Genomic DNA, 22639 nt, shown 5'->3' on the forward strand with positions numbered 1-22639 from the left:
GTGCTGCAACGCCCGGGCACAGCAAAGGGTGTGCTGCTTGTAGCGCTCGACGATGAGACGGGCGACCTGAACGAAATCGCGTGACAAAGTTTGCTGGAAAGGCAGAGGCACGAGGCCTTGAGTGCAGCGTTGCTCGCGGTATATGGCACATGGCAATCCTCGGGGAAAAGTTCGACATTGAATCGCGTAGCGGCTTGTCGATATGTCGCACTTGCTCGACGACTTGACGAACCGTGAGCCGAAATTTCTGCCGGCATATACGGCGTCATTTTCTCAAGCACGCCATCTGTCTGCCGCACCGCCCGGTTCATAACCACATGCGAAACGCATGAATTCGATTGCTAGCCGATGATTTTCTTGCCATCTGATGACGTCAGTCGGTATTGTTCTGACGATAAGATATCGGGTTCAGGAAATGAAACGGCACTATCTCAAGGTCGGGGATCAATCGTCACAAACCGGGACAATTACGGATGGCAATCCGGGCATGACCCATCAAGGCGTTCAGTTGGCTTTTCTGGGTAGCTCAGTGTCTTGTCCGGCTTGCAACTCGGTCGGAAAAATTGTCGCGAAGGGTCCACGATGGCCAGGCGATTTGATGGGCAAGCAGGCAGCATTCGACGGCGATATTTGCTTGTGCAAGTGCGAGCCACACCCAGTTATGATTGCATCGCAGTCGGACATGTACCAGAGCTTCGAAACTCAAGAGCTCGGTGCGATGGGCTACGCGCCAAATGGAAAGACGTTCGAACAAGAGGCAAATGCTCACGACCAGCATTTTCGCATTATCAATAGCGATGGCGAACCGGTGGAAGGCCTGCCTTATATGCTCAAGTCTTCGGACGGTCAAACCGTTCAGGGCGTCACATCCAGCGCCGGCATCACCCAGTTAGTGTCCGCAGACAGCGCACATGAAGTGCAATTCCTGTTGCACGCCGCGGGGGCCGAATAATGCAGTTAGGAAGCGGAACGCTGACGCCTCAAGCTGACAAGAGCCCGGTCACTGTTCAGTGCAAGGTGTACTGGGTTCATAAACAACTTTGGAATGCTAGCTGGATTACGCAATACCATGCGGCGGTCCCGGCGTTAGCAAAGGAGATTGCTGCTCGCAAGGTGGATATGGCCAACCTCTCGACGGAACCCATTGATGGTTCGCCGACAGGTGGCAAGGACGCAAATCGGTTTACCTGCGAAGACTTTGCATTCGAAGTATTGATTGAATTTGCATCGCGCAACAAATTACCTCTAAAAATTCAGACTCAATCTGTCGTCTTCAAGAATATCGATAAGGACTATCAGTCCGGAGACAAATCCGGCCCGCCTACGCCCTCAGGTTTCGCAATCGACGTGGCGATAGCATCTGGGGCAAGTGACATTGCGAGAAACTGCGTAGCGGTTGCCGACAAAGACCTGCTCCCCGGCGACCTGTTTCTCGAATTTAACAAGGGGCATGTACAGGTCGTCACCTCTGCTAGCGTGAGCCGGGTCGAAATCATGCAAGGCAACTTTCCTGGTCTCGAATCCAACCCTCGCAAGATCATGTCCAAACTCCTGTTGGGCAAGTGGCTTCGCGCAACGAATGCCGGCAATCGCGAGAGTTCGCTTTATCTAGGCGTGCCCGTCGGTGCAGCTACCTACGAGCGGAGAAACGGGCAATGGCTTTACCAACGGCTCTATGGAACCTATCACGGCTGGGACTCAGACGTTTGGGGCACAATGAGCCTGCATCTTCGCTGGAAATTCCTTGAATTCAACAACATATGAGACTTAAGACTGCAATTGCCGTCATCGTGGCGCTGGTACTGTGCTATATCGGCGCAGGCGCCCCACCCTTATGGCTTCTGTTCAAACCATCCGTCATGAGCGAGGCAATCGCCTTGAAACCCATCACGTGGCATTGGCTCAATCATGTCGACCGCGGAACACCACAGACCGAATTGCTGGCAAGCCGCTTCTACGTGTTCCTTATTGCAATTGTCTGTGCGGTAGTAGGCATGGTTTCGTTCGGAGCTTTCGCAACGAAAAGGCGCTTTGCCTACATGCTCACGATGTCTCTGGCCATCATCGCTATCGTCGTGTACGCCCAATGCGAAGCTTATTACACCGTAGCCTGACCAATGAAAAATCGAGCAAAGATACTTTTGATTTTCTTGGCCAGCGTTGTGTCGTTGATCGGGCTGCTATTCGTCATTGGAACGATTGTCGACATCAAATCGATTGACCAGGTTCGGCGTCTCCTGAGTTTTAAATATCTGAGCTTCGTAGATAGCCTTGAAGCCGGAGGCATCAGCGGAATGACGAGCGATTTCTTCACAGGGGTAGGACTTCTGCTTTTGGGGAGCACGCTATTCACCCGGGTTGATAAGGTGAGCCGTGCAGCACATGCTATTGCAGGCGTAGTGTTCATTTTTTTTGCGGCTTGTCTGGTCTACGCATGTCTTACTGCTAACACTGGAGCGAGGCCCTTCTGATTCACGCCTGAGCGGGACGGTGATTGGCTCGGCCTCGCTGGTCACGTGTTCCCAGGCGCGCTGCCAGGATTGCACGTTGGCCGGATACTTCGTCCCCCAAGGTCCTTCGAGGACATATCAATGATTTTCATCCTTCATGATATGCCTCGCCCACAAAATCACGGATAGGTCCTTGCGCGGCAGAAATAGATGCGTTTACAGAGTCCGGGTTTTTTACCACATCGACCAAACAAGATGTGCAATCAACACCTTACGGAAAGCGTAAACGTTTCTGGACACATGCAAGTCGCCCCGAATTCTCACGAGAATGACGCCAAACTGAATTTGCCCAGAACCGTAGTCAAAGCGTTTACGCGCCGTCCCCCTTAGCTTCCGCGGTTTTCCGTAGAGAGTCGAGCCGTCACGGACCATCTTTCCCAAATGCCCTACGGCACTTGGCAATCTTCTTCGATGTCGGGGGGACCGGGAGCGTGCGCATGTGGGCGCGCCACTCGTCGAATTTCGCACAGAAATCGTCCAGACCATCGTCCGTCGGTGCGTGCTGACGCCGCGACGGCTGCAAGGCATCAAGAATGGCCATCGCGCGATTTACCGATACGTGCAGAGCGGCAACCAGTGGACCAAGCTGCATGTCCATTCGCTCGCCGAACGTATCAGGGTCAAGCTCATCGTCCCAAACCGTAACGGTAATCCGGTCATTCATCAAGTTATCGTCGAGGTCGTCCCAGTCTCCGTAGCCGCACATCCGAGCGAATATGTTTCTGGCGCGAATCGTTGACAGTCGTCGCACGCCCGCCACAAGGCTGAGCCGCTGTGCTATCTCTTCGGCGTAGCGCTTGGATGGGGGAAAGAAGACAGCATCCCAACCGTTCATAATAGGCTCCTAGAAAGAGCCGGCAACCCTGTGCGGGGAAGCCAGCCCATGACCTTCCTTCACGGGCGTTAATGAAGATGCGTCCCTGCATCGCCACGGCTACGCGCCAGCTTTTTCTCCCGGACTCTTGCCGCGTATGCTTGGTCAGCCGCAGTTGACTTTGACGGCTCCGTCGGCGAGGGCGCAACAAGCTGCTTGCTGTCAATCCCGGCTGCAGCGGCCTGCTTCTCACCCCATTTGCGGTCAAACTGTGCCGTAGCCTTTGCCTTGGCGTCAGTTATAGAGGTCCCCTCGAGCTCGATAACGTCGCCATTTGCCTGTAAGACCTGCTCGCGTGCAGTAATCTGTTCATCTTGTTCAACCGTCACGCGGTCACGGCTCGCCCGCCTTTTAGTGTCGGCTGCAGGCTTCAGCATGGAGGCAACTTCTAGCGTCATGTCGAGCTCCACCCAGGACATCTGGCGGATACGCGTGGCATCAGCCTCAATTAACTTTAGAAGGCCTTCCTCCCCGTTAGGCATTTTCCAGATGAGGCAGTGAGGACTTCCTTCCAAACGTTTGACGGAAACGAAAAGTGGACCGCGCTGTTCTTTGGGAATCTTTGCGTGGTTGTTCCAGAGCGCCGTCAGGTCCGCTGACTCATATCGAACCTTGCGCTTGAAATGGACCAATCCACGGCGGACCTTGTATCTCTTCCAAGGCACGAACCTGGCAAGCACGTCCCTTTCCGACCATTCCCTCCGTGCGTCACCTCGCCGCTTCAGCTGCGAAGCCTCAAAGTTTTGGGCTGGTGTGCCTTCCCAACCTTCTTTCATCGCGGCGTAGCCACGCAGATACGACCTGTCTGCCGTAAGGTTGTGATGCTGCATCGCCCTATATATAAGCTTGTCGAGCTGCCGTATCGATATACCACGCGCTCTTCTGGCACGTCTGCGCTCTTCCTGTTGAATCTTGTCATGCTTCCGGTTATGGCCGCTGGCTTCCTCCTCACAGAACTGCACCATCAACGAGTTGAAGTTCTCTCCTACCGGTTTGTAGTCTCCACGTCCGGGCGGTGCCAGTTCGAACGAGAGCCTCATCTCCCCGCAGGCAACCTGAACGTTCTCCTTCGCTGGTCCCGCACCGTTGTCGACAAACACTCCATCGATGTTTCCATGTACGAGCCCATCGCTCGACTCAAGCCCCAACTCTTTTGCCCGCTCGGCCTTGCTTAAGAAACATGAGGCGATGCATCTGCGGTATGCAACCGCGTTCTCACCTCTCAACACAATTTCTGCACCAAGCACTGCGTGACTGTTTCTGGAGACCGCAAACACCACCTTAACTTGCGTGGTCTTCCACCTGTTCCTGACCTTCACCCTGACAAAAATCTTTGGAGTGAAACCGTCCACGTCGACAATCTCGATTTTTCCTTGAGTGTAGTCAGTGGCCGTACCGACCCGAGCAGCGAAATACTGTTCGTGAATCACGGTTCGATTTCGAACGGCCACCAGGTTGTGCTCTACACTCAAGCGCCTCGAGTGGTAACGGAACGTGTCGACCGTCGGAATCTCGCGCTCGTCCATGTCCACGTAATGCTCAAGAACAAGCTTGGCGTAGGCCCTTGCCAAGCTTAAGCGCTGCTTGGCCCAATAGCGCGTCAGTACATCGACGAACTTCCGCTCATCATCGAGATTCGTAGGTCGACGCCGGTACTTGACTGGCTTCCCGGTTACTTCGCTTCGTCCCTTGGCTCGTGCCTCCTCATCGGACAATCGCCCCGGTTTGATTCGCAACGTCCCCACACGCGTCCTGATGCGCCCGCCTTTCTCGTTGTGTTGCGCCAGCATGGCCCCGGGCGCGCCCCCGAAGTGGCAAAATTGATGGAAGAGCTTTCTGACGTGCGACTCCCAGCCGCGCGGTTTGCCGAGCGTGTCTCGCACAAAGCGCTGCGCGTGCAGTCGCGCGTCGGTGTTCATGACCACATCATCATTGAACACCATGTCCTCTGCCCGACCCTCTCCGCCGACGTCCAGAAAGCAAAATGCTTGCATGATTCGCTGGCGCCATGCGAGGCCGTCAAGCCCTTTCTTGAGTTCTTTCGGGAGCTCGGTGAGCGGCTTTATCATGTACTCGGGCACTACAGATTCGTCCGCGCGTCTGATGTCTTTCAGAGGCAGGTCTGGCGCGTCGGCGGACCACACAAACCACTCGCCCGGTCCCATTGGTGCGCCATTGGAGACGAGCTTCAACACATGAAGCTGTCTGTCGACTGCATTCCAGCAAATTGCCCGATAACGGACGTTTTCGCCATCGCGAAACCGCTTCAGCATCGCAAAGCGAAACAGACCTTTGGGCCATCCTTCCTGCGGTTGCTGAACACGCATTATCGTCGCAGCGTCCGCCGCGCGCGGCTTCAACCCGGAAACCGGTGTGAGCTTCTCAGTTTTGGAAAGGCTCATGTTGCTACCCCCCCTTTAACGGCGGCCCGCGTATGCCGGCCGCTGCGAACGAGGTGCAGCCTCAAGTCTGTATCCAGCTCGTAGTTGTGGTCAAGCTGGAGGAAGCCGTATGCAACCGAGGCCGCGAACCTGTGATACGCCTCGTCGAGACCAATGCACATCGTGCGCGATACGCGTTGCATGACCGCGTCCAGGCTACCTCGGTTGCTGCTACGAATGACAACCGGCGCAAACTCTTGCGCAGCAAAGTAGAGGGACGGAAGGTTTTGCTCGCGCGCGAAATTCAGGATGAGTCTCAAGTTTCCAAATTCCGTCATCGATATTGCGTCGCCTCGAATGAGCTCCCATGTCCATCCCCTCTCTGCCATCGCAGCACGTTCACGCTCCTCGCGCCGGAGTTGCTCGTCCGTCGGCAGGTAGCTGCCATGCTTCACGGAAATAGCGTGATATTTCAGCTTATAGTCTGGCGGCTGGACATACGTGACGATGACATCGATTGTCATCAGGTCCGAACGGCGCATGCGCTCACCCTTTGCGTCAGCTCGCCAGTACGCCTGCCGGTTGTAGATGCCGTACTGCTCGCGAAAGTCCCACACTGCCGGATGAAGTGCGAGCTTCACCATCACACGGAACTCGGACATCGACAGCGCCTGGTGCAGTCGGTCCAGCTTGAAACCAGGAATAATGGCGCGCGTGCTTGTCAATGGTGTACGCGCCTTGAGCAGCGGTGTGTATCTGTCCCCGTGCGGCCATCCAAACGGGTCGTGGGCCGGCAGAGCGATTTGGGACGGAGGCACGAAAGGCGGCGCCAAATCGAAGATATGAAATCCTTCCTTCGCTGTGACCGGGACCTCAGGAACGATGCCATCGTCGTACTCGAAGTCAGGCTGTCGCCAACGTTTGGCCGCGATGTCGAAAGGCGAGGTGTACGCATGTGACTGGCGGCCGCGCTCACCTGCGCAGCCAGTTTGACGCAAGACCATTGGAACCTCCCTAGCTGTTCGCGACGATGGAAGCGGACTGTGATGGCGACCGACGAAAGTGGGGTATGGAACTGCCCTTTGCTGGCCTCTCATACGACGCAATTCGTGCTCTCCACTCGGCAGGAGTTTCCGCATTTCGCTTCAGCGCTTCGGGCACACCTACCAGCTTCTCAGCCATTCCCTTGCCATGGAGCGCCTTGGGGCGGACGAATCCACGCTGTAGCGCGCCGTGGTCGATGCGATGGGGATACCGAGAAGCACGCAAAGATTCCCCACGCGTATCGATGTACTCGACAAGCATCTCGGCGAGTGCCTGATTTCGAACGCCATTCTTCAGAACCATTGGCACGTCGTAGCCGGCTTCCGCAAGCGAGTTCTCTGTCAGGACATCGTTAGCCGTGGTCGGCAAAAGCCGCATCAGTTGGACGTGACTCAGCTCGAGACGCGCGCGGCGCAGTTCGTCGTACTGGGAGGCGTAGCGACTGAACAAGCTCTTGTAGTTCCGGCTGATGTAGCTCTGGTGATACTTCGTCCAGTCCTTGCGCGGCATCCTTCTGTCAGGACTAGATTGCGTTGCTATGGTTGCCAGATTAGGTCCGTTCATAAAAATTTCCTCCACGTGGTCCCAGCTGTCGTTGAGTGCCCTGAGCATGCCGATTGCCTGGATTGGGTGACGAAGAAACTGCCGCCCCTTCAGGATGTCTCCAAGCGTCTGGCTACGTTCAATTGAGATTCCCGTTCGCTCGACAAGCGGTCGGAGCGCATGCTGCGCGAAATATTCTTTGGTCGTATCCCAGAAGAACCTGCCGTCGCGTATGAGTCGATGCTTCATTGCCGCCTCCGCGATTGCCTTGGCAACGCTGGCATGGTTGAGATGAGGGAGGTAGCCCGGGTCCAAGAGCCTAGATGCAATTCGAGCGACCTCGACTTCTGTTTCGGCATGTTTGTCTGAGAGTGATGTGACCTCAGCAATGGGTTTGAGACCGCAACCACAGTGATATCCGGCGTGCAGGACCCGCTCGGGATGCTTCTCGTAGTCCATGCATAGTTCGCAAGCTTCATACAGCGGCAGACCGTGAAGTCCGCAAAACATGCTTCCGGGCAGCAGATGGTCTCGACTGTTGATTTGCACTGAATTCTGACCCACCTGACACGGTGATTTGCATCGAATATTGACCCACGTGGAACACACTGGCCCGCTGTGCAGCTAGCGGGAGAACGGAGTGATCGACATGGCAATATTGAGCATCATCCGACGCTGGCATTATCGCGATCATGTCTCGCTACGCGAGATCGCCAAACGGCTTGGCGTTTCAAGAAACACCGTCAGGCGCTATATACGTGCCGGCACCGTAGTGCCCACCTATCCGGAACGGCAGAGCCCGAGCAAGCTCGACGGATTTGCGGCCAAGCTCGCCGGCTGGTTAAAGACGGAAGCAAACCGGCCGCGCAAACAGCGCAGAACCCTCAAGCAGATTTACGCTGACCTCACCGTGTTGGGATTCACAGGGTCCTACGACCGGGTCGCCGCCTTTGCGCGCCGCTGGCGACAGGAGCAGCAGGAGCAGGCAAGGAGCGCAGCACGTGGCACCTTTGTGCCGCTGACCTTTGCACCCGGAGAAGCATTCCAGTTCGACTGGAGCGAGGACTGGGCCGTGATCAACGGCGAGCGCACCAAGTTGCAGGTTGCGCAGTTCAAGCTCAGTCACAGCCGGGCGTTCTTCCTGAGGGCCTATCTGCTGCAAACCCACGAGATGCTGTTCGACGCTCACTACCACGCGTTCGTGGCGTGGGGCGGCATTCCGCGCCGTGGCATATATGACAACATGAAGACCGCTGTCGACAAGGTTCGTCGTGGCAAGCTGCGGGACGTCAACGCGCGCTTCAGCGCCATGGTCAGTCACTATCTGTTTGACGCCGAATTCTGCAATCCGGCCTCAGGCTGGGAGAAGGGGCAGATCGAGAAGAACGTTCAGGACAGCCGTCACCGGCTGTGGCAACGCGTGCCGGCGTTCGGTTCGCTCTCTGCATTAAACGACTGGCTGGCCGACCAGTGTGTCCTGCTCTGGCAGCAGACGCAGCACCCTGAGCAGGACACAACGATCTGGGACGCGTGGTCGGTCGAGCGACCCCATCTGATGCCGGTCGGCCAGGCATTCGACGGCTTTGTCGAGCACACCAAACTCGTCTCGCCCACGTGTCTGGTGAGTTTCGACCGCAACCGGTATAGCGTGCCGGCGGCATTTGCGAACCGGCCCATCAGCCTGCACGTCTACGCGGCCCAGCTCGTCTTCGTCGCCGAAGGGCAGGTCATCGCGGAGCACGTCCGGCGTATCAACCGCAGCCATGATCGCGGAGAAACCATCTACGACTGGCGTCATTACCTCGCAGTCCTGCAGCGCAAGCCTGGAGCATTGCGCAACGGCGCGCCGTTCGCAGAGTTTCCTGCCGCCTTCAAGCGGCTGCAGACAATCCTGCTGAAGCACGCCGGTGGCGACCGGGAGATGGTCGAGATACTGGCGCTGGTGCTGCTGCACGACGAACAGGCCGTACTCACCGCCGTCGAGCTGGCACTTGAGGCCGGTGCGCCCTCAAAGCAAACGGTGATGAACGTCCTGAGCCGGCTGCTTGACGGGGCTCCCGTGCCTCCGCTGCAGACGCCCCAGGCCTTCGCCCTGCGCGTCGAGCCGCAAGCCAACGTCGGCCGTTATGACGACCTGAGAGGCCGGGAGGATCATCATGCAGCCTGACGCCATGATGGAAATGCTCAAGTCACTGAAGCTGCACGGCATGGCCCAGGCGCTTGGCGAGCTGGCCGCGCAGGATTCCCCCGCGTACAAGTCGGCATCGCTAGTTCTGGCAGGTCTGCTCAAGGCGGAGATGGCGGCCCGTGAGGTACGTTCACTGGCCTATCAGATGAAGGTCGCCCGCTTCCCGGCGTATCGGGATCTCAACGGCTTTGACTTCGGTTGCAGCGATGTCAACGAAGCAACCGTGCGTCAGTTGCATCGGTGTGAGTTCATGACATCGGCACACAACGTCGTGCTGGTCGGCGGACCGGGCACGGGCAAAACGCATCTGGCGACGGCGATTGGCGTGCAGGCGATCGAACATGATCGAAGCCGCGTGCGTTTCTTCTCCACCATTGAACTCGTCAATGCGCTTGAGCAGGAGAAGCTGACTGGAAAGCCTGGGCAACTGGCTGTGCGTCTAATGTACGCCGACCTCGTCATCCTCGACGAACTGGGTTATCTGCCGTTCAGCCAGACCGGGGGCGCCTTGCTCTTCCATCTACTGAGCAAACTCTACGAGCGCACGAGCGTCGTCATCACAACCAATCTGAGCTTCTCTGAGTGGGCCAACGTCTTCGGCGACGCGAAGATGACCACGGCGCTGCTCGACCGGCTCACACACCACTGCCACATTGTAGAAACCGGCAACGATAGCTATCGTTTCAGGAACAGCACGACACAGCCTGAAAAGGAGAGAAAACGAACCCCGAAACACCCAACCTGAACCCCAAAACTGGATCAAAGGGTGGGTCAGTATTCGATGCAAATCCTGGGTCCGGATTCAGTGCAAATCGACATGCTCGCTTCAAGGTGGTTGACGTAAGCGACTTTAATCGCGAAGGCGAAGCGCTCTTGCACACTCAAACATTACATCCTCAGCCGACGCGCTGGCCTAGCTTACTTCGCTGGCGGTCTCCAGGCGCTGTCTACGCCAACGGCACAGGTGCAAAATACATCAGAGAGCGCCACGCGCTGATTTCCGCCAGCATCTATCCTTTTAAAAAGGAGCGTGCGCGATAGAGCGACAACCGGACTGGGCCGGAGCAGGTTCAACGTTGCTTGCACAACCCTGTGAATGCCCCTTCCGTTGACAACGACGAGGAATCGGCGGCCCTGAGGAGTATCGGAGCGGTACTCGGCTCGCTTGCTGGCAATCAAACATTATTGACACCACTGAATCCTCCCGCCTCTGACAAAGAAGTGGCTCTTGCATCCAACCGTGCGGTCGACCGATGGGGCTAAGGTAGGAAAACGCATATCCTTCTCGACCAAGGTCCACCGCGGACGCTGCTCCTGCATCATCGACAACTGGATGGTGTCACCACACCCGCACGGGCACTTCAGCGCTGCAAGCCAGTAATGGCCGCCCTCACCGACTGCATACACTGTCTTTGATACAAGCAGGTCCGGCAGTTCTTCGACAGCAACTACGCGGTAACGGCCGCGCATCGAATCGTAATATGCGACCGCCTTCTTCCACAGGCCCTCGAAAAGATTCGCCATCGTTTAAAGTCCCATGATTCCGAGAAGTGGTTCCGCTGTGCCATACCCGACGCGTTTCGCAAAAGCTGGGCAGGCTTCGCCGTCCCCTTCATTGCTACTAGCCAGTGGGTCGGAAAGGCTGATGCGACGCTGGGCAAACGTTGAGTTCGGGTCGGCACGATACAGCGTCAGACGCGCAAGCATCTCATTGACCGCGTATGCAGCCACCAGCATGTTCAAAGAAATTACCGCCGGGCGGTCCACGTTCACGCCACGAACGTATCCAGCCTTTGCCATTTCCTTATACCGCTCTGGTTCCTGCTTTTTCATGAACGCAGCATCAAGGTCGGCTTGCGAGTACACGCCACGACTGATGAGACTTGAGCCGCCGGGGAGCACGGTGTGAACCGCCCCGCAGACCTGGTCGACGCCGCCCTTCCCGTCCGCATCGATTCGAACACCAAGGTCGATGAGCGGAATCAGGAAGTGCGTAGCAATCTTGTTAACGATATGGCGACCGTCAACTGAATCTACGCATCCGAAGAGGATGTCGCATTCGGACAAGGCGAGGATTGCTTCGCGTTCGCCAATGTCTTTTTCCAACGGGGAGACCGTCGTGCCCAGCTCCATCGCAAGAATGGCTTCGCGCGCGCGGTCGACTTTGCTGCGACCTGCCGCAGCATCACAACCGCGTGAGTTCAGAATGCGATTAAGGTTTTTCCGCTCAAGATGGTCGGGGTCGACAGGTACGACTTCACCCACGCAGTTTCGTGCAAGTTGTTCAAGAACGATGCTGCCGGTGCCAGATGCGCCGACCACGCCGATACGCAACTGACGCAGCGTCCGATACGTGCCTTCGCCGAATGTCTGGATGAGTCGCACAGCGTGCTCCGGCACCTGCTCCCCGTCGCGAGGCACGTCGCAGGGGCGTATGAATTCAAAATCATCGCCGGCGATGCGGAACATGTCGATTGGATTTCCCAGAATGCCGTCTTGGACGTTTCGCCCGAAGAATTGACTGTCCGGCAACATAACGACGCTGGCGCGCATGTCGCTATTGTCGAGCACATCGTCCACAGCTTTGAAGAAAGCTCGGTCGGAAGCATCGTCGTATTTCGAAAACTCCGGGTGGCCGCCGGGATGGCTATGAAACTTGACGACGGTGAGCTTCCGCTGCATGGCTCGATTGAGAGCCGGGAGCACCGATTCGACGGACCACACCACTGCGTCAGGCTCGCGAACGCGGCACGCATCGTACGGGACTTCAATGATTTCATGCACGAGCAGCTGACTTCTGCTCGTACCAACTGCCTGCCCGCACAATGCGATTGCAACCGCCTCCTTACCGTCACCGGGAAAGAGGTGACGGCGCAACTGGTCGCGGTGCTTCCCGGACAAGGCCAGTACCGAGAGCAAGTCGCTGGTATTCATTTCAGAATCTCCGCGCGAAGAAAATCGTCCACCAACATCAGATGGGTGCCGACGTTGTCGATTCCTTGGCGCCACGGGCTATTTGCAGTGCGATGCCGGGACCACCCCTGCCAGACCTTTCCTTCGAACGTATTGGTAATCAACGCTCGGATTTGCTTGCCGTCCGCGCGCGAAAGCAGCGGGTGGAAATACACCATATCAATCTGAGTGTCGGGATAGCCGGCCGGCAGAATCACGAACATGTCGACCACCGCTGGCGTGAATCCGGCCGGGGGCTGAAAACCACGCACTACGATGCGCTTCGCGTCGGGCTGGACGATGGCTTCCCAAACGTATCCCCGGCTGTCGAGGTACTCCCGGTCTTCATCCAGCACCGTGAAGTCGGCGCGCACGGGACCTTCGCCTTCCTGAACCTCTTTTGGAATCGTCGCAAAGCGCTCGACGCCATGCGCGGCGAAGTCCACAGTCTGATTAGGAGCAACGGGCCGCATCTGCCCGTGGACCTTTTCCGACAGCAACCAGCCGGTGCTGGATTTGCCGGCCAAGCCGAGAATCTGCTCCCCGGTCATATGCTGCACATCGACCACGTAGTGCGCTTTGTCGATGCGAATCCGGTACTTGTGAGCGTGCGGCACCGGCTTCTTTTCGCGCACAAACATCTCAATATCAATGATTTCGAGGATTACCTCGCCGCTGCGGCCGACCGCCTCGACGATTACGACTTCTTCAATACGTTGCTCAGTTGCAGACATTTTGGAACCCCGTTGTGTCGAAAGGACGGACGCCGGCTCGGCGATGTTGACTGGAGGCTAGTCAAGTGCCAGACTCCGTCTTACATGTGAAACAGTTTGGCACGACTCGTTTCTTCGGTCAAACAGTTTTTGTCTCACACATAAGACAGGAGAAAAATGGAACACGTGAAGATGGAACTTCTGGCCCAGCACATACTTCAGCGCCGAGATGGTCGGGGCATCCGCGAGGCAGCCAAGGAGGTCGGCATTAGCCCGGCCACACTCTCCCGAGTTGAAAACAGGAAGATTCCGGACCTCGAAACGTTTGGGAAAATATGCGCGTGGTTAGGAGAAGACCCCGCAGCCTTTCTCGGCTTGGTGCCTGCAACCTCGTCAGCGACGCGCGCCTTAGTTCATTTCAAGAAGGAAGTCGCGATAAAACCCGAGAGCGCAATGGCTCTGAGCGAGATGATTGTTCTGGCTCAGGCGGCGCTCCTAAAAGAAGAGGTCTGAACAGACTGTGCAGCGCGGATATAAAGCTTGGTGCGAGCGGTACTCAGCCGAAACTCGCCGGCAACTGGATTTACCAGCAACAGCTCCTCTGAACGGCCGATTGCTGGCGCAACACTTGGGAATCCGCGTGTGGACGCCTCACGACGTGCCTGGTCTTTCAGACGATGTGCGAGAGACATTGCTGCGCAACGACGGGACGCCAAGCTGTTGGTCAGCCGTGACGCTTGTGGTTGGGGAAAAGACGCTCGTTATTCTGAACTCGTCGCATTCTCCAGCGAGACAGGCGAGTGACCTCATGCATGAGTTGGCTCATCGAATTCGGGACCATGCGCCAGAAGAGATGAGCATCTCGCCGGAAGGGCTCATGCTCCTTAACGCGTACGACAAGGAGCAGGAGGAAGAGGCTGATTGGCTGGCCGGTACGCTTCTCCTGCCGCGCGAGGCTCTTGTCGACATCCGCCGTCAGGGCATGTCGGACGACGAGGTCACTGCGGAGTACGGTGTGAGCAAGAGGATGTACACATACCGCGTCTCGATGACGGGGCTCAACCGCCAGTTCCGCCAAAGGTGACAGCGGCCGGCGGTCAAACTGTTTTGATGAAGCCGAACCATGCGGTCAGTCTTGACTCGACTTCGGCAATACTGTTTGAGTAGCAGAAAAGGGGAAGCTAACGAACCAATCATTGGAGCGCGATGAACTGGTTGCAATGGTCAACACGATTAAGAGCTGGTGCGAACTGCTCGCAATCGGTGCGCAGCGTGAGGCTAAATACGACGGTTTTGGCCGCAATTCTTTTCACAAGTCGCACGCTGGCCTGGCCGCAAACTATAAGCAGCAACTTGCCAGCATCGCTGATTACAAGCGATTTATCGACCAGCACGTTGCTGGGCACAAAGGATGGTAAGTGAGCGAACGAGGCGACTGGCCGTCAGCGGGTATCGGTCGAACGCTCGCAACGCTAACGCAATAGTTCTCACCAGTCTTTCTACGGACGGTTTTTGCTAGAACCAGAAGCTAACCCTCTGCGTCTCGCCGACTCTTCCAATCCGAATAGCTTTGCAACATAGGCCTTATCCGGGTCAGGTACGTTTTCGACCTCATCCAACGCACGCAACCAGCGTACTAGAGGAGTAACCGAGCTGAATCTCTTAAGCTCAATGTTGCTTTCGCTAGCGGCCGACACGACCACATTAAGATAGCTCACCTCTTCCGTGTGTGTCGGGTCACCGACGATAGCGACATGTGACACAGTTTCGAAACGGTCGAGAATCGCACGCCGGAACCATCGCCTGCGATTGTCCGGCGAAATCCCTTCGACCCACTGCATCAGTTTGCTGAGCGTGAGAACATTGATGTCTCCCACCTGTTTTGAGGACTTACGCAGGTGCGCGATGTCGGCCGGGCTTAATTCATGAGCGACGATGACGTCTATACGCAATGCACCACGAATTTTCCGAGGGAGTCGCATCAGGTTCGCCCGGGTAACTCTGGCACTCCTTGCAACCAGGTCGTCCAAAAGTCCTTTCGACGCGCTCTCAGTCTGCGAGCCTTTGAAAAACTCTAGATAAAAGTCGGCGGCCTCTGTTAACACGTAGGGACTTTTCGCCAATCTGGTCTTGTTCTCCAACAGGTACTGGGCCATGGAGACCTCCCGAGCGCAATACCATTCTGTCTCGGAGAATGCGAAGCCGAATAGTTGCGGTGTCCTTGTTCGAGCTGTGATGTCGGACCGTGTCGCAACCAGTTCGTTATGCTCCAGAACCATAGCAAATGCGGTGACTTCGGAATCTGTAACAACCTGCGCCCAAACCCCTTCCTTACCGGGCAGACGAAAGGCCGGAACAACAAAGGCTGGATACGACGGCACGGTTCTGAGGAAACCAACTACCTGGCCAACGAGTTCAGTTGACATCACAGTGCTCCCAGCAACACGTGAAATTCCTCGATTTTATTTTCGAGCAAGGCTTGGTACTCGATGGCCGGCTTGTTCTTGTTTGAACGATACTCGAAGACGTGCAAACCCAAATCATTCTTGAATTTTTCAACAAAACCGGCATCTGCAAGGGATGTCGGTATCAACATCGCCTCAACATACTCCGCAGTCATTGGAATGTCTTCTTTTATAACGAGCTCGATGGACAGACGGCGGTCGTCGGCCTCTTCTCCAGACGTCGTGTCTTGAATCATTGACTGGACAGCCTCGACCTCGAACTCTCCCGCAATGCCTTTCAGTTCGATTCCGTCACCGTTCCAGTAATTGTCGTTTTCTCCGTAAAAAGCCGATACGTGTCTTCCCTGCATGTCGCCGTTCGCAGGATATTCGAACGATTCAAGTGACATCTGTTCGAGGACCCATTTCTTGTAGCGACCACCGCCGAACGCTCCAGTGTCGAACGGGAAAAGCCGGCAGGCGTGAGCAAGCACTTTCTCACTAAAAACCAGTACTACGGGTGCAGAAAAACTATGCTGCATAGACACGCGCCCCTTAAACCTGTAGGCGGGTCTTCCATAGAACATGTAGGTCAGTCGTTCATCGAAGACAGGACAGAGCTGAGGCGTCAGCACCCTCGAAGTCAAAATGTCGCGAAGTGCGAAAGCGTTAGTCGTATGAACCCACCGGAGGCTTTTCGCTGGGGGCTCAAACTGCTTGACCCATTCATAGAGCGGATACTCAGGCAGCTTTGATGAGCCTGCAATGAAAGAAGACACGCGACAGTCTCTTATGATAGTTAGCCACTTCGAAATGCGTCAGCCGAAATCCAGCATTCAAGACCGCAATATTAACAAGAAATGGTTGGCCTAGTGGAACCACGCGACGGATGTTCTTCGCCTTGGAGTCGGCGTTTGGACGGAGCTACGCGCCAAATCGTCTGCGTAAGGCCGTCCTTCGTGACGCGGAAGTGAGCTTTGAGCGCCGTCGAAGCCGCCCGTACCTGTCGAACGACTTCGCCTGGAGGCGCGAAAACCTGACGACTGTGCGCCAATCGCGAAAAGCCCCCGAAGTTGTACTGCGTCGCTTCGCTCAATCGTATAAACCCCGCGACTACAGGGTAGATGGATGAGTCATCTGTCTACACCGATGCGGGTCGCGTGCCCGCCGCAATCTCGAAACCACAGCCCGGACCGCTCTTAGCGCTTCTGCTATCAGACGCTGCGACCGACATCGAGGTCGTCACGCGAGAACTCGACCTGCGAGACGAAATGCGCGAGCGACTTCGACGTGCACTCGACAGGGTGGCTTGCGCGCAGGCCGTGTTGGAAACAATGAGGGTGGAAAGCGTGGGGGCGAGCGACGAGAAAACAGCGCTGCGGGTGCGGATGCGGGAGGCGGTGGATTTGCTGGCAAGGGAGTGGCCGGAAGACTATCCGTCCGGCGCGATGGAGCGGCTTTTGTTGCAGTTGTCACCGCGTTAGGGAGCGCTTGAGCAATTCGACCCCGCCGCGGAGCGGCGAGAGCCGATTGGCCGATTGCTGACTAAGACGCACGGGCCGCGGAGAGCCGCTCTCAAAACCGACGGCGGTCTCCGCTTGTGCATCATTCCGAGTGGCTTTTCGCGAAATTTGCCCACCAAATCGGCAAAATTTCGACCTCGTAGTTAGAAGCGTTTACGCTTTGCAAACAAGGTCGTGTCGACAAAAAGCTGGGCGGGAACAGATAGAAGCGTTTATGTGTAAACGCTTCTATTTCTGTTTAGCATCCTCCCACTCGGAAACGCCCCCCTCACTCCACCGTCACCGACTTCGCCAGATTCCTCGGCTTATCCACATCCGTCCCCCGCGCACAAGCCGTGTGATAAGCCAGCAACTGCAGCGGCACCACATGCAGAATCGGCGACAGCGGCCCATAGTGTTCCGGCATCCGGATCACATGAATCCCCGCCTCGCTACTAATCCGCGTATCCGCATCGGCAAACACATAAAGCTCCCCACCTCGCGCCTTCACTTCCTGCAGATTCGACTTCAGCTTCTCAAGCAGCGCATCATTCGGCGCAATCGTCACCACCGGCATCGCATCGGTAACCAGCGCGAGCGGCCCATGCTTAAGCTCCCCAGCCGGATAAGCCTCGGCATGAATATAGGAGATCTCCTTAAGCTTAAGCGCCCCTTCCAACGCGATCGGATAATGCACACCGCGTCCGAGAAACAGCGCACTCTCCTTGGCAGCAAACTTCTCCGCCCACCCGATAATCTGCGGCTCCAGCGCGAGCACCGCATTCAACGCCGCCGGCAGATGACGCAACTGACGCACGTAATCAGTCTCATCGCTCGCGCTCACCGCACCGCGAATCTTCCCCAACGTAACGGCGAGCACGAACAAAGCCACCAACTGCGTAGTAAACGCCTTGGTCGACGCCACCCCAATCTCACGTCCCGCGTGCGTATGAAACGACAACGACGTCAGCCGCACCATCGCACTCGTCGCCACATTGCACACCGACAGCGTATGCGTATGCCCAAGCGACTGCGCATGCTTCAACGCAGCCAGCGTATCCGCTGTCTCACCGGATTGCGAAATCACCACCACCAGCGCCTTCGGATTCGGCACCGACTCACGGTAACGGTATTCGCTGGCAATCTCGACCTGAGTCGGAATCTTCGCGATCGACTCAAGCCAATATTTCGCGGTCAGCCCCGAGTAATAGCTCGTGCCGCACGCCAGAATCAACAAACTGTCGATGCCAGCAAACTCAGCCGCCGCCCGCTCGCCGAACAGCGCCGCATCGAACGAATCGCCTTGCGGAACCGTGTCGGCAATCGCGCGCGGCTGCTCGAAGATTTCCTTCTGCATGAAGTGACGGTACGGCCCGAGTTCAACCCCACCGCCATACGCTGTCACCACGCGCACTTCGCGCTGCGCATCGGCACCGTCGCGGCCGATAATCCGCACACCCGCCAGCGTCAACTCACAGACATCGCCCTCTTCGAGGAAGATGAAACGCTCGGTCGTGCCGGCCAGCGCGAGCGCGTCGGAAGCGAGAAAATTCTCGCCGTCGCCCAGCCCAACCACCAGCGGCGACCCCTGGCGCGCGCCGACCACGAGCGACGGATGATCCTTGTGCTCCACCGCAATCGCGTAAGCGCCTTCCAGGTGCGTCACCGCCTCGCGAACCGCTGCGAACAGGTTGCCGCGATAAAGGCTATGCACGAGATGCGCGACCACTTCGGTATCGGTCTGTGAAACGAAAACATAGCCCTTACCACGCAGCATCTCGCGCAACGGCTCATAGTTTTCGATGATGCCGTTATGCACCAGCGCCAACTCGTCCTTCGAGAAAATCGGATGCGCGTTGTCCGTCACCGGCGCGCCGTGCGTCGCCCAGCGCGTATGTGCAACGCCCGTGCCGCCTTCGAGCTGCGTGTCGAGCGTTTGCGTTTCGAGGTCGGCGACGCGCGCGGTGCTGCGCGCGCGACGCGGACCGCCATCGGCCAGCACGGCGACACCGCAGGAGTCGTAGCCGCGATATTCGAGGCGTCGCAGTCCTTCGATCAGGACCGGTACGATGTTACGTTGCGCTACCGCGCCGACAATGCCGCACATAGTGTTTGCTTTCCTACTTCAGGATGATGGGGATGAAGCGAACCGCTTCGAATCGATTCAGGTTTCAGGCGTAACCGGCGGGATTGGTCGACTGCCAGCGCCAGTGGTCGGCGCACATACGTTCGATACCGTATTGCGCGCGCCAGCCGAGCAGCCGCTCGGCGGCGGCCGGATCGGCGAAACAGGAGGCGACATCGCCCGGACGGCGCGCCACGATCTCGTAAGGCACCGGCTTGCCGGAAGCCTTCTCGAACGAGCGCACCACGTCCAGCACGCTATAGCCCTGCCCCGTGCCGAGATTCACAACGAAGCTCGCATCGCGCTGCACGAGCGCATCGAGCGCGGCCAGGTGGCCGCGCGCCAGGTCGACCACGTGAATGTAATCGCGCACGCCGGTGCCATCCGGCGTGTCGTAGTCGCCCCCGAATACGCGCAGCTTCTCGAGCTTGCCGACCGCGACTTGCGCGACATACGGCATCAGGTTGTTCGGAATGCCGCCCGGATCTTCACCGATCAACCCGCTTTCATGCGCGCCGACCGGATTGAAGTAACGCAGCGTAGCGATCCGCCACGACGCATCCGCTAGCTGCAGATCGCGCAGCACCTGTTCGGCGATCAGCTTCGATTGACCGTACGGATTGGTCGCGGACAGCGGGAACGACTCATCGATCGGCGAGGTTTCCGGCACGCCGTACACCGTGGCCGACGAACTGAACACGAACTGCTTCACGTTGCGGTCTCGCATCACGCCGAGCAACGTCAGCAAACTGCCGAGGTTGTTGTCGTAGTACTCGAGCGGTTTGCTGACCGACTCGCCCACCGCTTTCAATGCCGCGAAGTGGATCGCACCCGTGATCGGATGCGTGTCGAAAATACGCTGCAACACGGCCTTGTCGCGCGAATCGTTCTCGTAGAACGCCACGCGCTTGCCGGTGATCTGTTCGACCCGCGCGAGCGACTCGCGGTTACTGTTGACGAGGTTATCGACCACCACCACAGCGTAGCCGCCGTTCAACAATTCCACGCACGTATGCGAGCCGATAAAGCCCGCGCCGCCGGTTACCAGAATCGTGCCTTTCATGACCATGTCCCACTCCCCGTTTTCAGATGATTTGAGCTACCGGCCGGCGTGCGCCTGACGCCCGCGCGGTCACGGCTGTTCGGCCGGACCCACGCCGACCGTGGCGAGATCGCCGTCGGTGACGTACGGCACGATCCCGTCCGCCGCGATACGCGCCGCCGTGGCGGGTCCGCATGCGGTGTCGGCGGGATCGCAATAGTCGATCGACAGCACCGGCAGCCGGTATTGCTCGCGGATCGTCGCGGCCTTCCCGAGCAGCCAGTCGCGGTCGGCTTGCGGCACCTCGGTATAAGCCTGCTTGCTCGCGTCCCAGCCGCGATACAGCGACTCGAACGCGACCACGTAGGCGAGATCGTGGACCTGCGGCAAGATCTCGAAACCGCGGTTGAAAATGAGCCTGGCTTTCGGATAACGCGACTTGATCGCGCGGATCACGCGGATCATGCCGGCTTCCTGCGCGGCGCGCGCGGTGTCGGTTTTAGCGATCAGCTGATAGGAGTCGAGCGTGTCGAGGAAGAAGCCGCGATAGCCCTTTTTCCACAACGGCGCGATCACCTTGTCGACGAAAAACGCGGGCCACTCGGGCGCCGTCTGGTCGACCACGTGCGAAGCCCACGCCTCGTTGACTGCCGGCAGCCACGTGCTCGGCATCGCGCTTAAATAAGTGCGATCCGGGTTCACCTCGCCGACGCTGACATAGGCGAACCACGCGGGATGCGTTTTCCGATGAGCGCGCGGATCGAACCGCGCATCGGGCTCGACCACGACCACATCGAAGCGCGCCAATTCATCGACCGGCGGATTCGCGCCATAGAACAGCGCGATCGAAGGCCCCGCCGGCGTGCTCACCGCGTCTTGCGCATGCGCCACCGACGCCAGCGCGCCGAACGCGGCCATGCGTGCGAAGCGGCTAATCAGGCCTAGTAAGTGGCGCAATGAAAAGCGCCGGTCGTCATCGTGCTGAGCCAAACCCCGTCCCTCTTAAATATTTTCGAGCGAATCCGCCCGCCTTGCGCGTGCTGTGCGCGCCTCGCCGCCTTAGCTACTAGCTACCGGAAGTCAGAAACGACCACCAGCAGATACTGTCCAGCGCCTCGGTCGAAATCGACGGACTAAACCCCGCCTGACGCGCCGCCGTCCACGCGGTTTGCGCGCTCGACGACGCCGTGCATGACGACGTGTAGTCGAGCGAGCCGACGAAAAAACCGCTGCGCCCGAGGTTCTGCTCCGTGCTTTGCCACGACTGCAACTGCTGCACGAGCGACGTGCTCACCGACGGCAGATAGACCTGCTCCGCGAGCACACCGTCGATCAGCCACGGAAACGCCACCCCACCGCTGCTCCCGTTGATGACCTGCACCGGCGCCGCGTTAGGCACCAACGCCAGATTCGGGAAACGGTCGCGCAGTTGCTTGACGAGATCGAGGCCGCCTTGCGCGCAGGTGGCGTCGCACGGACCGGCCGACGTATTGGTGCCGTGTCCGACGATCTCGAAGTTATCCAGCATGAAGCCGTCCACGCCGGTGGCCGCGAGACGCGGCGCGACGTAATTCACGATCAGGTTCTGATAGTCGGCGTTGGCGGGATTCATCCAGTACTCCGGGAAGCCCGAATATTTGCCGAGTTGCGCGGCGGTATTCGCGCCGCACGACACGAAACCGGACGGCACCGTGCTCCAGTAGGTGCGCGATTTCTCGCAGGCGCCGAGATTCAGGTAGCTCAACACTTTCGCGCCGTTAGCCTTCAATGCCGCGATCTGCGCGGCGGAGAACGCCGGCGTGCCGGTGCCGGGGTCCGCGTCGATCACGATCAGCTTGAAGGTCGACGCCACCTGGCTGAGGGTGAGCCCGCTCGCATCGCCGTAATACACGGCCCAAACCGGCGCGACCGGCAGCGTACGCGCCGCCGCGATCACGGGCGCGGGCGTGGCCGGTGTGTTGATCGAGGCAGGGGGCGTCGGCGTAGCGGTGCTGCCGCCGGAAGGCGTCGCCGACCCGGCGGTCGCGGCGCCCGACGCGGCCCCGCCCGAACCGCCGCCACCGCCGCCGCACGCGGCCAGCAAACCCGCCGCAACGACAACCACCGCGCCGCGCCAACGCAACCTGCGACAACCCGCGCGACGCAGCTCGATGGCAAGACACGCGCGGGCAGCCCGGCGCAAGGGGCCAAGGAAAAGCTGAAACATATTGGAATCCGGAGTCGAACGATACAAGGGCAAGGCGCAGACACGCCGCTTCGATTCACACAACGCGTCTGGCTCTCACCGTATGAACGGCAGGCCAGCCACGATCTTGAATCGA

At 58.1% G+C, this 22639-nt stretch carries 23 protein-coding genes; 10 read left to right on the forward strand and 13 right to left on the reverse strand.

The annotated features are described in order from the left end of the window. Positions 1-415 precede the first annotated feature (415 nt). From FA94_RS37940 to FA94_RS12070, 4 genes are read left to right on the forward strand one after another with little or no spacing between them, the layout of a single operon-like run. Positions 416-952: a PAAR domain-containing protein gene (locus FA94_RS37940; RefSeq protein ID WP_197070200.1), complete on the forward strand. Its 537-nt coding sequence runs from the start codon at positions 416-418 to the stop codon at positions 950-952. Further along, the gene (locus FA94_RS12060) at positions 952-1764 is read left to right on the forward strand and encodes a hypothetical protein (RefSeq protein ID WP_035551262.1); all 813 of its coding nucleotides are present in this window, start codon (positions 952-954) and stop codon (positions 1762-1764) included. Before FA94_RS37940 ends, FA94_RS12060 begins: the two co-directional genes overlap by 1 nt. Next, positions 1761-2114 carry a hypothetical protein gene (locus FA94_RS12065; protein ID WP_035551266.1) on the forward strand — a complete coding sequence of 118 codons (354 nt, stop codon included), beginning with the start codon at positions 1761-1763 and terminating at the stop codon, positions 2112-2114. The genes FA94_RS12060 and FA94_RS12065 overlap by 4 nt, the downstream gene beginning before the upstream one ends. Before the next feature lie 3 nt (positions 2115-2117). Next, positions 2118-2471, forward strand: a complete 354-nt coding sequence (locus FA94_RS12070) for a hypothetical protein (RefSeq protein WP_035551269.1) — start codon at positions 2118-2120, stop codon at positions 2469-2471. 400 nt (positions 2472-2871) lie between these two features. Here FA94_RS12070 and FA94_RS12075 read toward each other — a convergent pair whose 3' ends face one another. From FA94_RS12075 to FA94_RS39125, 4 genes are all read right to left on the reverse strand, one after another. Further along, positions 2872-3345 (reverse strand): hypothetical protein, encoded by a 474-nt coding sequence (locus tag FA94_RS12075; RefSeq protein WP_035551271.1) that lies wholly within the window; start codon positions 3343-3345, stop codon positions 2872-2874. 68 nt (positions 3346-3413) lie between these two features. Then, positions 3414-5786, reverse strand: a complete 2373-nt coding sequence (locus tag FA94_RS12080) for a TnsB C-terminal domain-containing protein (protein ID WP_035551274.1) — start codon at positions 5784-5786, stop codon at positions 3414-3416. Further along, entirely contained in the window at positions 5783-6769 is a 987-nt protein-coding gene (locus tag FA94_RS12085) for a TnsA endonuclease N-terminal domain-containing protein (RefSeq protein WP_035551276.1), read from the reverse strand. Before FA94_RS12085 ends, FA94_RS12080 begins: the two co-directional genes overlap by 4 nt. A 10-nt stretch (positions 6770-6779) precedes the next feature. After that, positions 6780-7811 (reverse strand): hypothetical protein, encoded by a 1032-nt coding sequence (locus tag FA94_RS39125; protein WP_035551279.1) that lies wholly within the window; start codon positions 7809-7811, stop codon positions 6780-6782. 190 nt (positions 7812-8001) lie between these two features. On the opposite strand from FA94_RS39125, the gene istA reads away from it, so the two are divergent. Further along, complete coding sequence (gene istA / locus FA94_RS12095; protein ID WP_156126484.1) at positions 8002-9519, forward strand: IS21 family transposase; 1518 nt, start codon at positions 8002-8004, stop codon at positions 9517-9519. Next, positions 9509-10285, forward strand: a complete 777-nt coding sequence (gene istB, locus FA94_RS12100; protein ID WP_035546074.1) for an IS21-like element helper ATPase IstB — start codon at positions 9509-9511, stop codon at positions 10283-10285. Before istA ends, istB begins: the two co-directional genes overlap by 11 nt. A gap of 437 nt (positions 10286-10722) precedes the next feature. Here istB and FA94_RS39875 read toward each other — a convergent pair whose 3' ends face one another. From FA94_RS39875 to FA94_RS12115, 3 genes are read right to left on the reverse strand one after another with little or no spacing between them, the layout of a single operon-like run. Beyond that, complete coding sequence (locus tag FA94_RS39875) at positions 10723-11064, reverse strand: ubiquitination-like system serine protease family protein (protein WP_035551281.1); 342 nt, start codon at positions 11062-11064, stop codon at positions 10723-10725. A 3-nt stretch (positions 11065-11067) separates the two neighbouring features. Then, entirely contained in the window at positions 11068-12474 is a 1407-nt protein-coding gene (locus tag FA94_RS12110) for a ThiF family adenylyltransferase (protein ID WP_051980540.1), read from the reverse strand. After that, positions 12471-13226, reverse strand: coding sequence for a multiubiquitin domain-containing protein (locus tag FA94_RS12115; protein ID WP_035551282.1), 756 nt, complete (start codon positions 13224-13226; stop codon positions 12471-12473). Before FA94_RS12115 ends, FA94_RS12110 begins: the two co-directional genes overlap by 4 nt. 156 nt (positions 13227-13382) lie before the next feature. Between FA94_RS12115 and FA94_RS12120 the strand changes: the two genes are divergently transcribed. From FA94_RS12120 to FA94_RS12130, 3 genes are all read left to right on the forward strand, one after another. Next, complete coding sequence (locus FA94_RS12120) at positions 13383-13718, forward strand: helix-turn-helix domain-containing protein (RefSeq protein ID WP_035551285.1); 336 nt, start codon at positions 13383-13385, stop codon at positions 13716-13718. Between the two features lie 226 nt (positions 13719-13944). After that, entirely contained in the window at positions 13945-14289 is a 345-nt protein-coding gene (locus FA94_RS12125; protein WP_231585116.1) for an ImmA/IrrE family metallo-endopeptidase, read from the forward strand. 112 nt (positions 14290-14401) lie between these two features. Next, positions 14402-14623: a hypothetical protein gene (locus FA94_RS12130; RefSeq protein ID WP_035551291.1), complete on the forward strand. Its 222-nt coding sequence runs from the start codon at positions 14402-14404 to the stop codon at positions 14621-14623. A gap of 81 nt (positions 14624-14704) precedes the next feature. Here FA94_RS12130 and FA94_RS12135 read toward each other — a convergent pair whose 3' ends face one another. Together FA94_RS12135 and FA94_RS12140 are read right to left on the reverse strand one after the other, a co-directional pair. Then, positions 14705-15631: a nitrogenase component 1 family protein gene (locus FA94_RS12135; protein ID WP_035551294.1), complete on the reverse strand. Its 927-nt coding sequence runs from the start codon at positions 15629-15631 to the stop codon at positions 14705-14707. After that, entirely contained in the window at positions 15631-16428 is a 798-nt protein-coding gene (locus FA94_RS12140) for a hypothetical protein (protein WP_156126617.1), read from the reverse strand. Before FA94_RS12140 ends, FA94_RS12135 begins: the two co-directional genes overlap by 1 nt. 345 nt (positions 16429-16773) lie before the next feature. On the opposite strand from FA94_RS12140, the gene FA94_RS12145 reads away from it, so the two are divergent. Further along, entirely contained in the window at positions 16774-17133 is a 360-nt protein-coding gene (locus tag FA94_RS12145) for a hypothetical protein (protein ID WP_035551299.1), read from the forward strand. A 307-nt stretch (positions 17134-17440) separates the two neighbouring features. Here FA94_RS12145 and glmS read toward each other — a convergent pair whose 3' ends face one another. The 4 genes from glmS to FA94_RS12165 all read right to left on the reverse strand — a co-directional run bounded on the left by glmS (position 17441) and on the right by FA94_RS12165 (position 22524). Continuing rightward, entirely contained in the window at positions 17441-19258 is a 1818-nt protein-coding gene (glmS, locus tag FA94_RS12150; RefSeq protein ID WP_035551301.1) for a glutamine--fructose-6-phosphate transaminase (isomerizing), read from the reverse strand. Positions 19259-19322: 64 nt separating this feature from the next. Beyond that, on the reverse strand, positions 19323-20345 hold the full coding sequence (gene galE / locus FA94_RS12155; protein WP_035551303.1) for a UDP-glucose 4-epimerase GalE: 1023 nt from the start codon (positions 20343-20345) through the stop codon (positions 19323-19325). A gap of 63 nt (positions 20346-20408) precedes the next feature. After that, a complete protein-coding gene (locus FA94_RS12160) occupies positions 20409-21308 on the reverse strand; it encodes an endo alpha-1,4 polygalactosaminidase (protein WP_035551306.1) in 900 nt (299 codons plus the stop codon). A 76-nt stretch (positions 21309-21384) separates the two neighbouring features. Continuing rightward, on the reverse strand, positions 21385-22524 hold the full coding sequence (locus FA94_RS12165; RefSeq protein ID WP_035551308.1) for a glycoside hydrolase family 191 protein: 1140 nt from the start codon (positions 22522-22524) through the stop codon (positions 21385-21387). Between the last annotated feature and the right edge of the window lie 115 nt (positions 22525-22639).

The sequence above is a fragment of the Burkholderia sp. 9120 genome (genome assembly GCF_000745015.1).
GTDB lineage: Bacteria > Pseudomonadota > Gammaproteobacteria > Burkholderiales > Burkholderiaceae > Paraburkholderia.

Bases quoted from the DNA above. Each gene is read 5' to 3' on its own strand.
- FA94_RS37940 (WP_197070200.1), top strand. From the start codon at position 416: ATGAAACGGCACTATCTCAAGGTCGGGGATCAATCGTCACAAACCGGG.
- FA94_RS12060 (WP_035551262.1), top strand. From the start codon at position 952: ATGCAGTTAGGAAGCGGAACGCTGACGCCTCAAGCTGACAAGAGCCCG.
- FA94_RS12065 (WP_035551266.1), top strand. From the start codon at position 1,761: ATGAGACTTAAGACTGCAATTGCCGTCATCGTGGCGCTGGTACTGTGC.
- FA94_RS12070 (WP_035551269.1), top strand. From the start codon at position 2,118: ATGAAAAATCGAGCAAAGATACTTTTGATTTTCTTGGCCAGCGTTGTG.
- FA94_RS12075 (WP_035551271.1), bottom strand. From the start codon at position 3,345: ATGAACGGTTGGGATGCTGTCTTCTTTCCCCCATCCAAGCGCTACGCC.
- FA94_RS12080 (WP_035551274.1), bottom strand. From the start codon at position 5,786: ATGAGCCTTTCCAAAACTGAGAAGCTCACACCGGTTTCCGGGTTGAAG.
- FA94_RS12085 (WP_035551276.1), bottom strand. From the start codon at position 6,769: ATGGTCTTGCGTCAAACTGGCTGCGCAGGTGAGCGCGGCCGCCAGTCA.
- FA94_RS39125 (WP_035551279.1), bottom strand. From the start codon at position 7,811: ATGGACTACGAGAAGCATCCCGAGCGGGTCCTGCACGCCGGATATCAC.
- istA (WP_156126484.1), top strand. From the start codon at position 8,002: ATGGCAATATTGAGCATCATCCGACGCTGGCATTATCGCGATCATGTC.
- istB (WP_035546074.1), top strand. From the start codon at position 9,509: ATGCAGCCTGACGCCATGATGGAAATGCTCAAGTCACTGAAGCTGCAC.
- FA94_RS39875 (WP_035551281.1), bottom strand. From the start codon at position 11,064: ATGGCGAATCTTTTCGAGGGCCTGTGGAAGAAGGCGGTCGCATATTAC.
- FA94_RS12110 (WP_051980540.1), bottom strand. From the start codon at position 12,474: ATGAATACCAGCGACTTGCTCTCGGTACTGGCCTTGTCCGGGAAGCAC.
- FA94_RS12115 (WP_035551282.1), bottom strand. From the start codon at position 13,226: ATGTCTGCAACTGAGCAACGTATTGAAGAAGTCGTAATCGTCGAGGCG.
- FA94_RS12120 (WP_035551285.1), top strand. From the start codon at position 13,383: ATGGAACACGTGAAGATGGAACTTCTGGCCCAGCACATACTTCAGCGC.
- FA94_RS12135 (WP_035551294.1), bottom strand. From the start codon at position 15,631: ATGTCAACTGAACTCGTTGGCCAGGTAGTTGGTTTCCTCAGAACCGTG.
- FA94_RS12145 (WP_035551299.1), top strand. From the start codon at position 16,774: ATGGATGAGTCATCTGTCTACACCGATGCGGGTCGCGTGCCCGCCGCA.
- glmS (WP_035551301.1), bottom strand. From the start codon at position 19,258: ATGTGCGGCATTGTCGGCGCGGTAGCGCAACGTAACATCGTACCGGTC.
- galE (WP_035551303.1), bottom strand. From the start codon at position 20,345: ATGGTCATGAAAGGCACGATTCTGGTAACCGGCGGCGCGGGCTTTATC.
- FA94_RS12165 (WP_035551308.1), bottom strand. From the start codon at position 22,524: ATGTTTCAGCTTTTCCTTGGCCCCTTGCGCCGGGCTGCCCGCGCGTGT.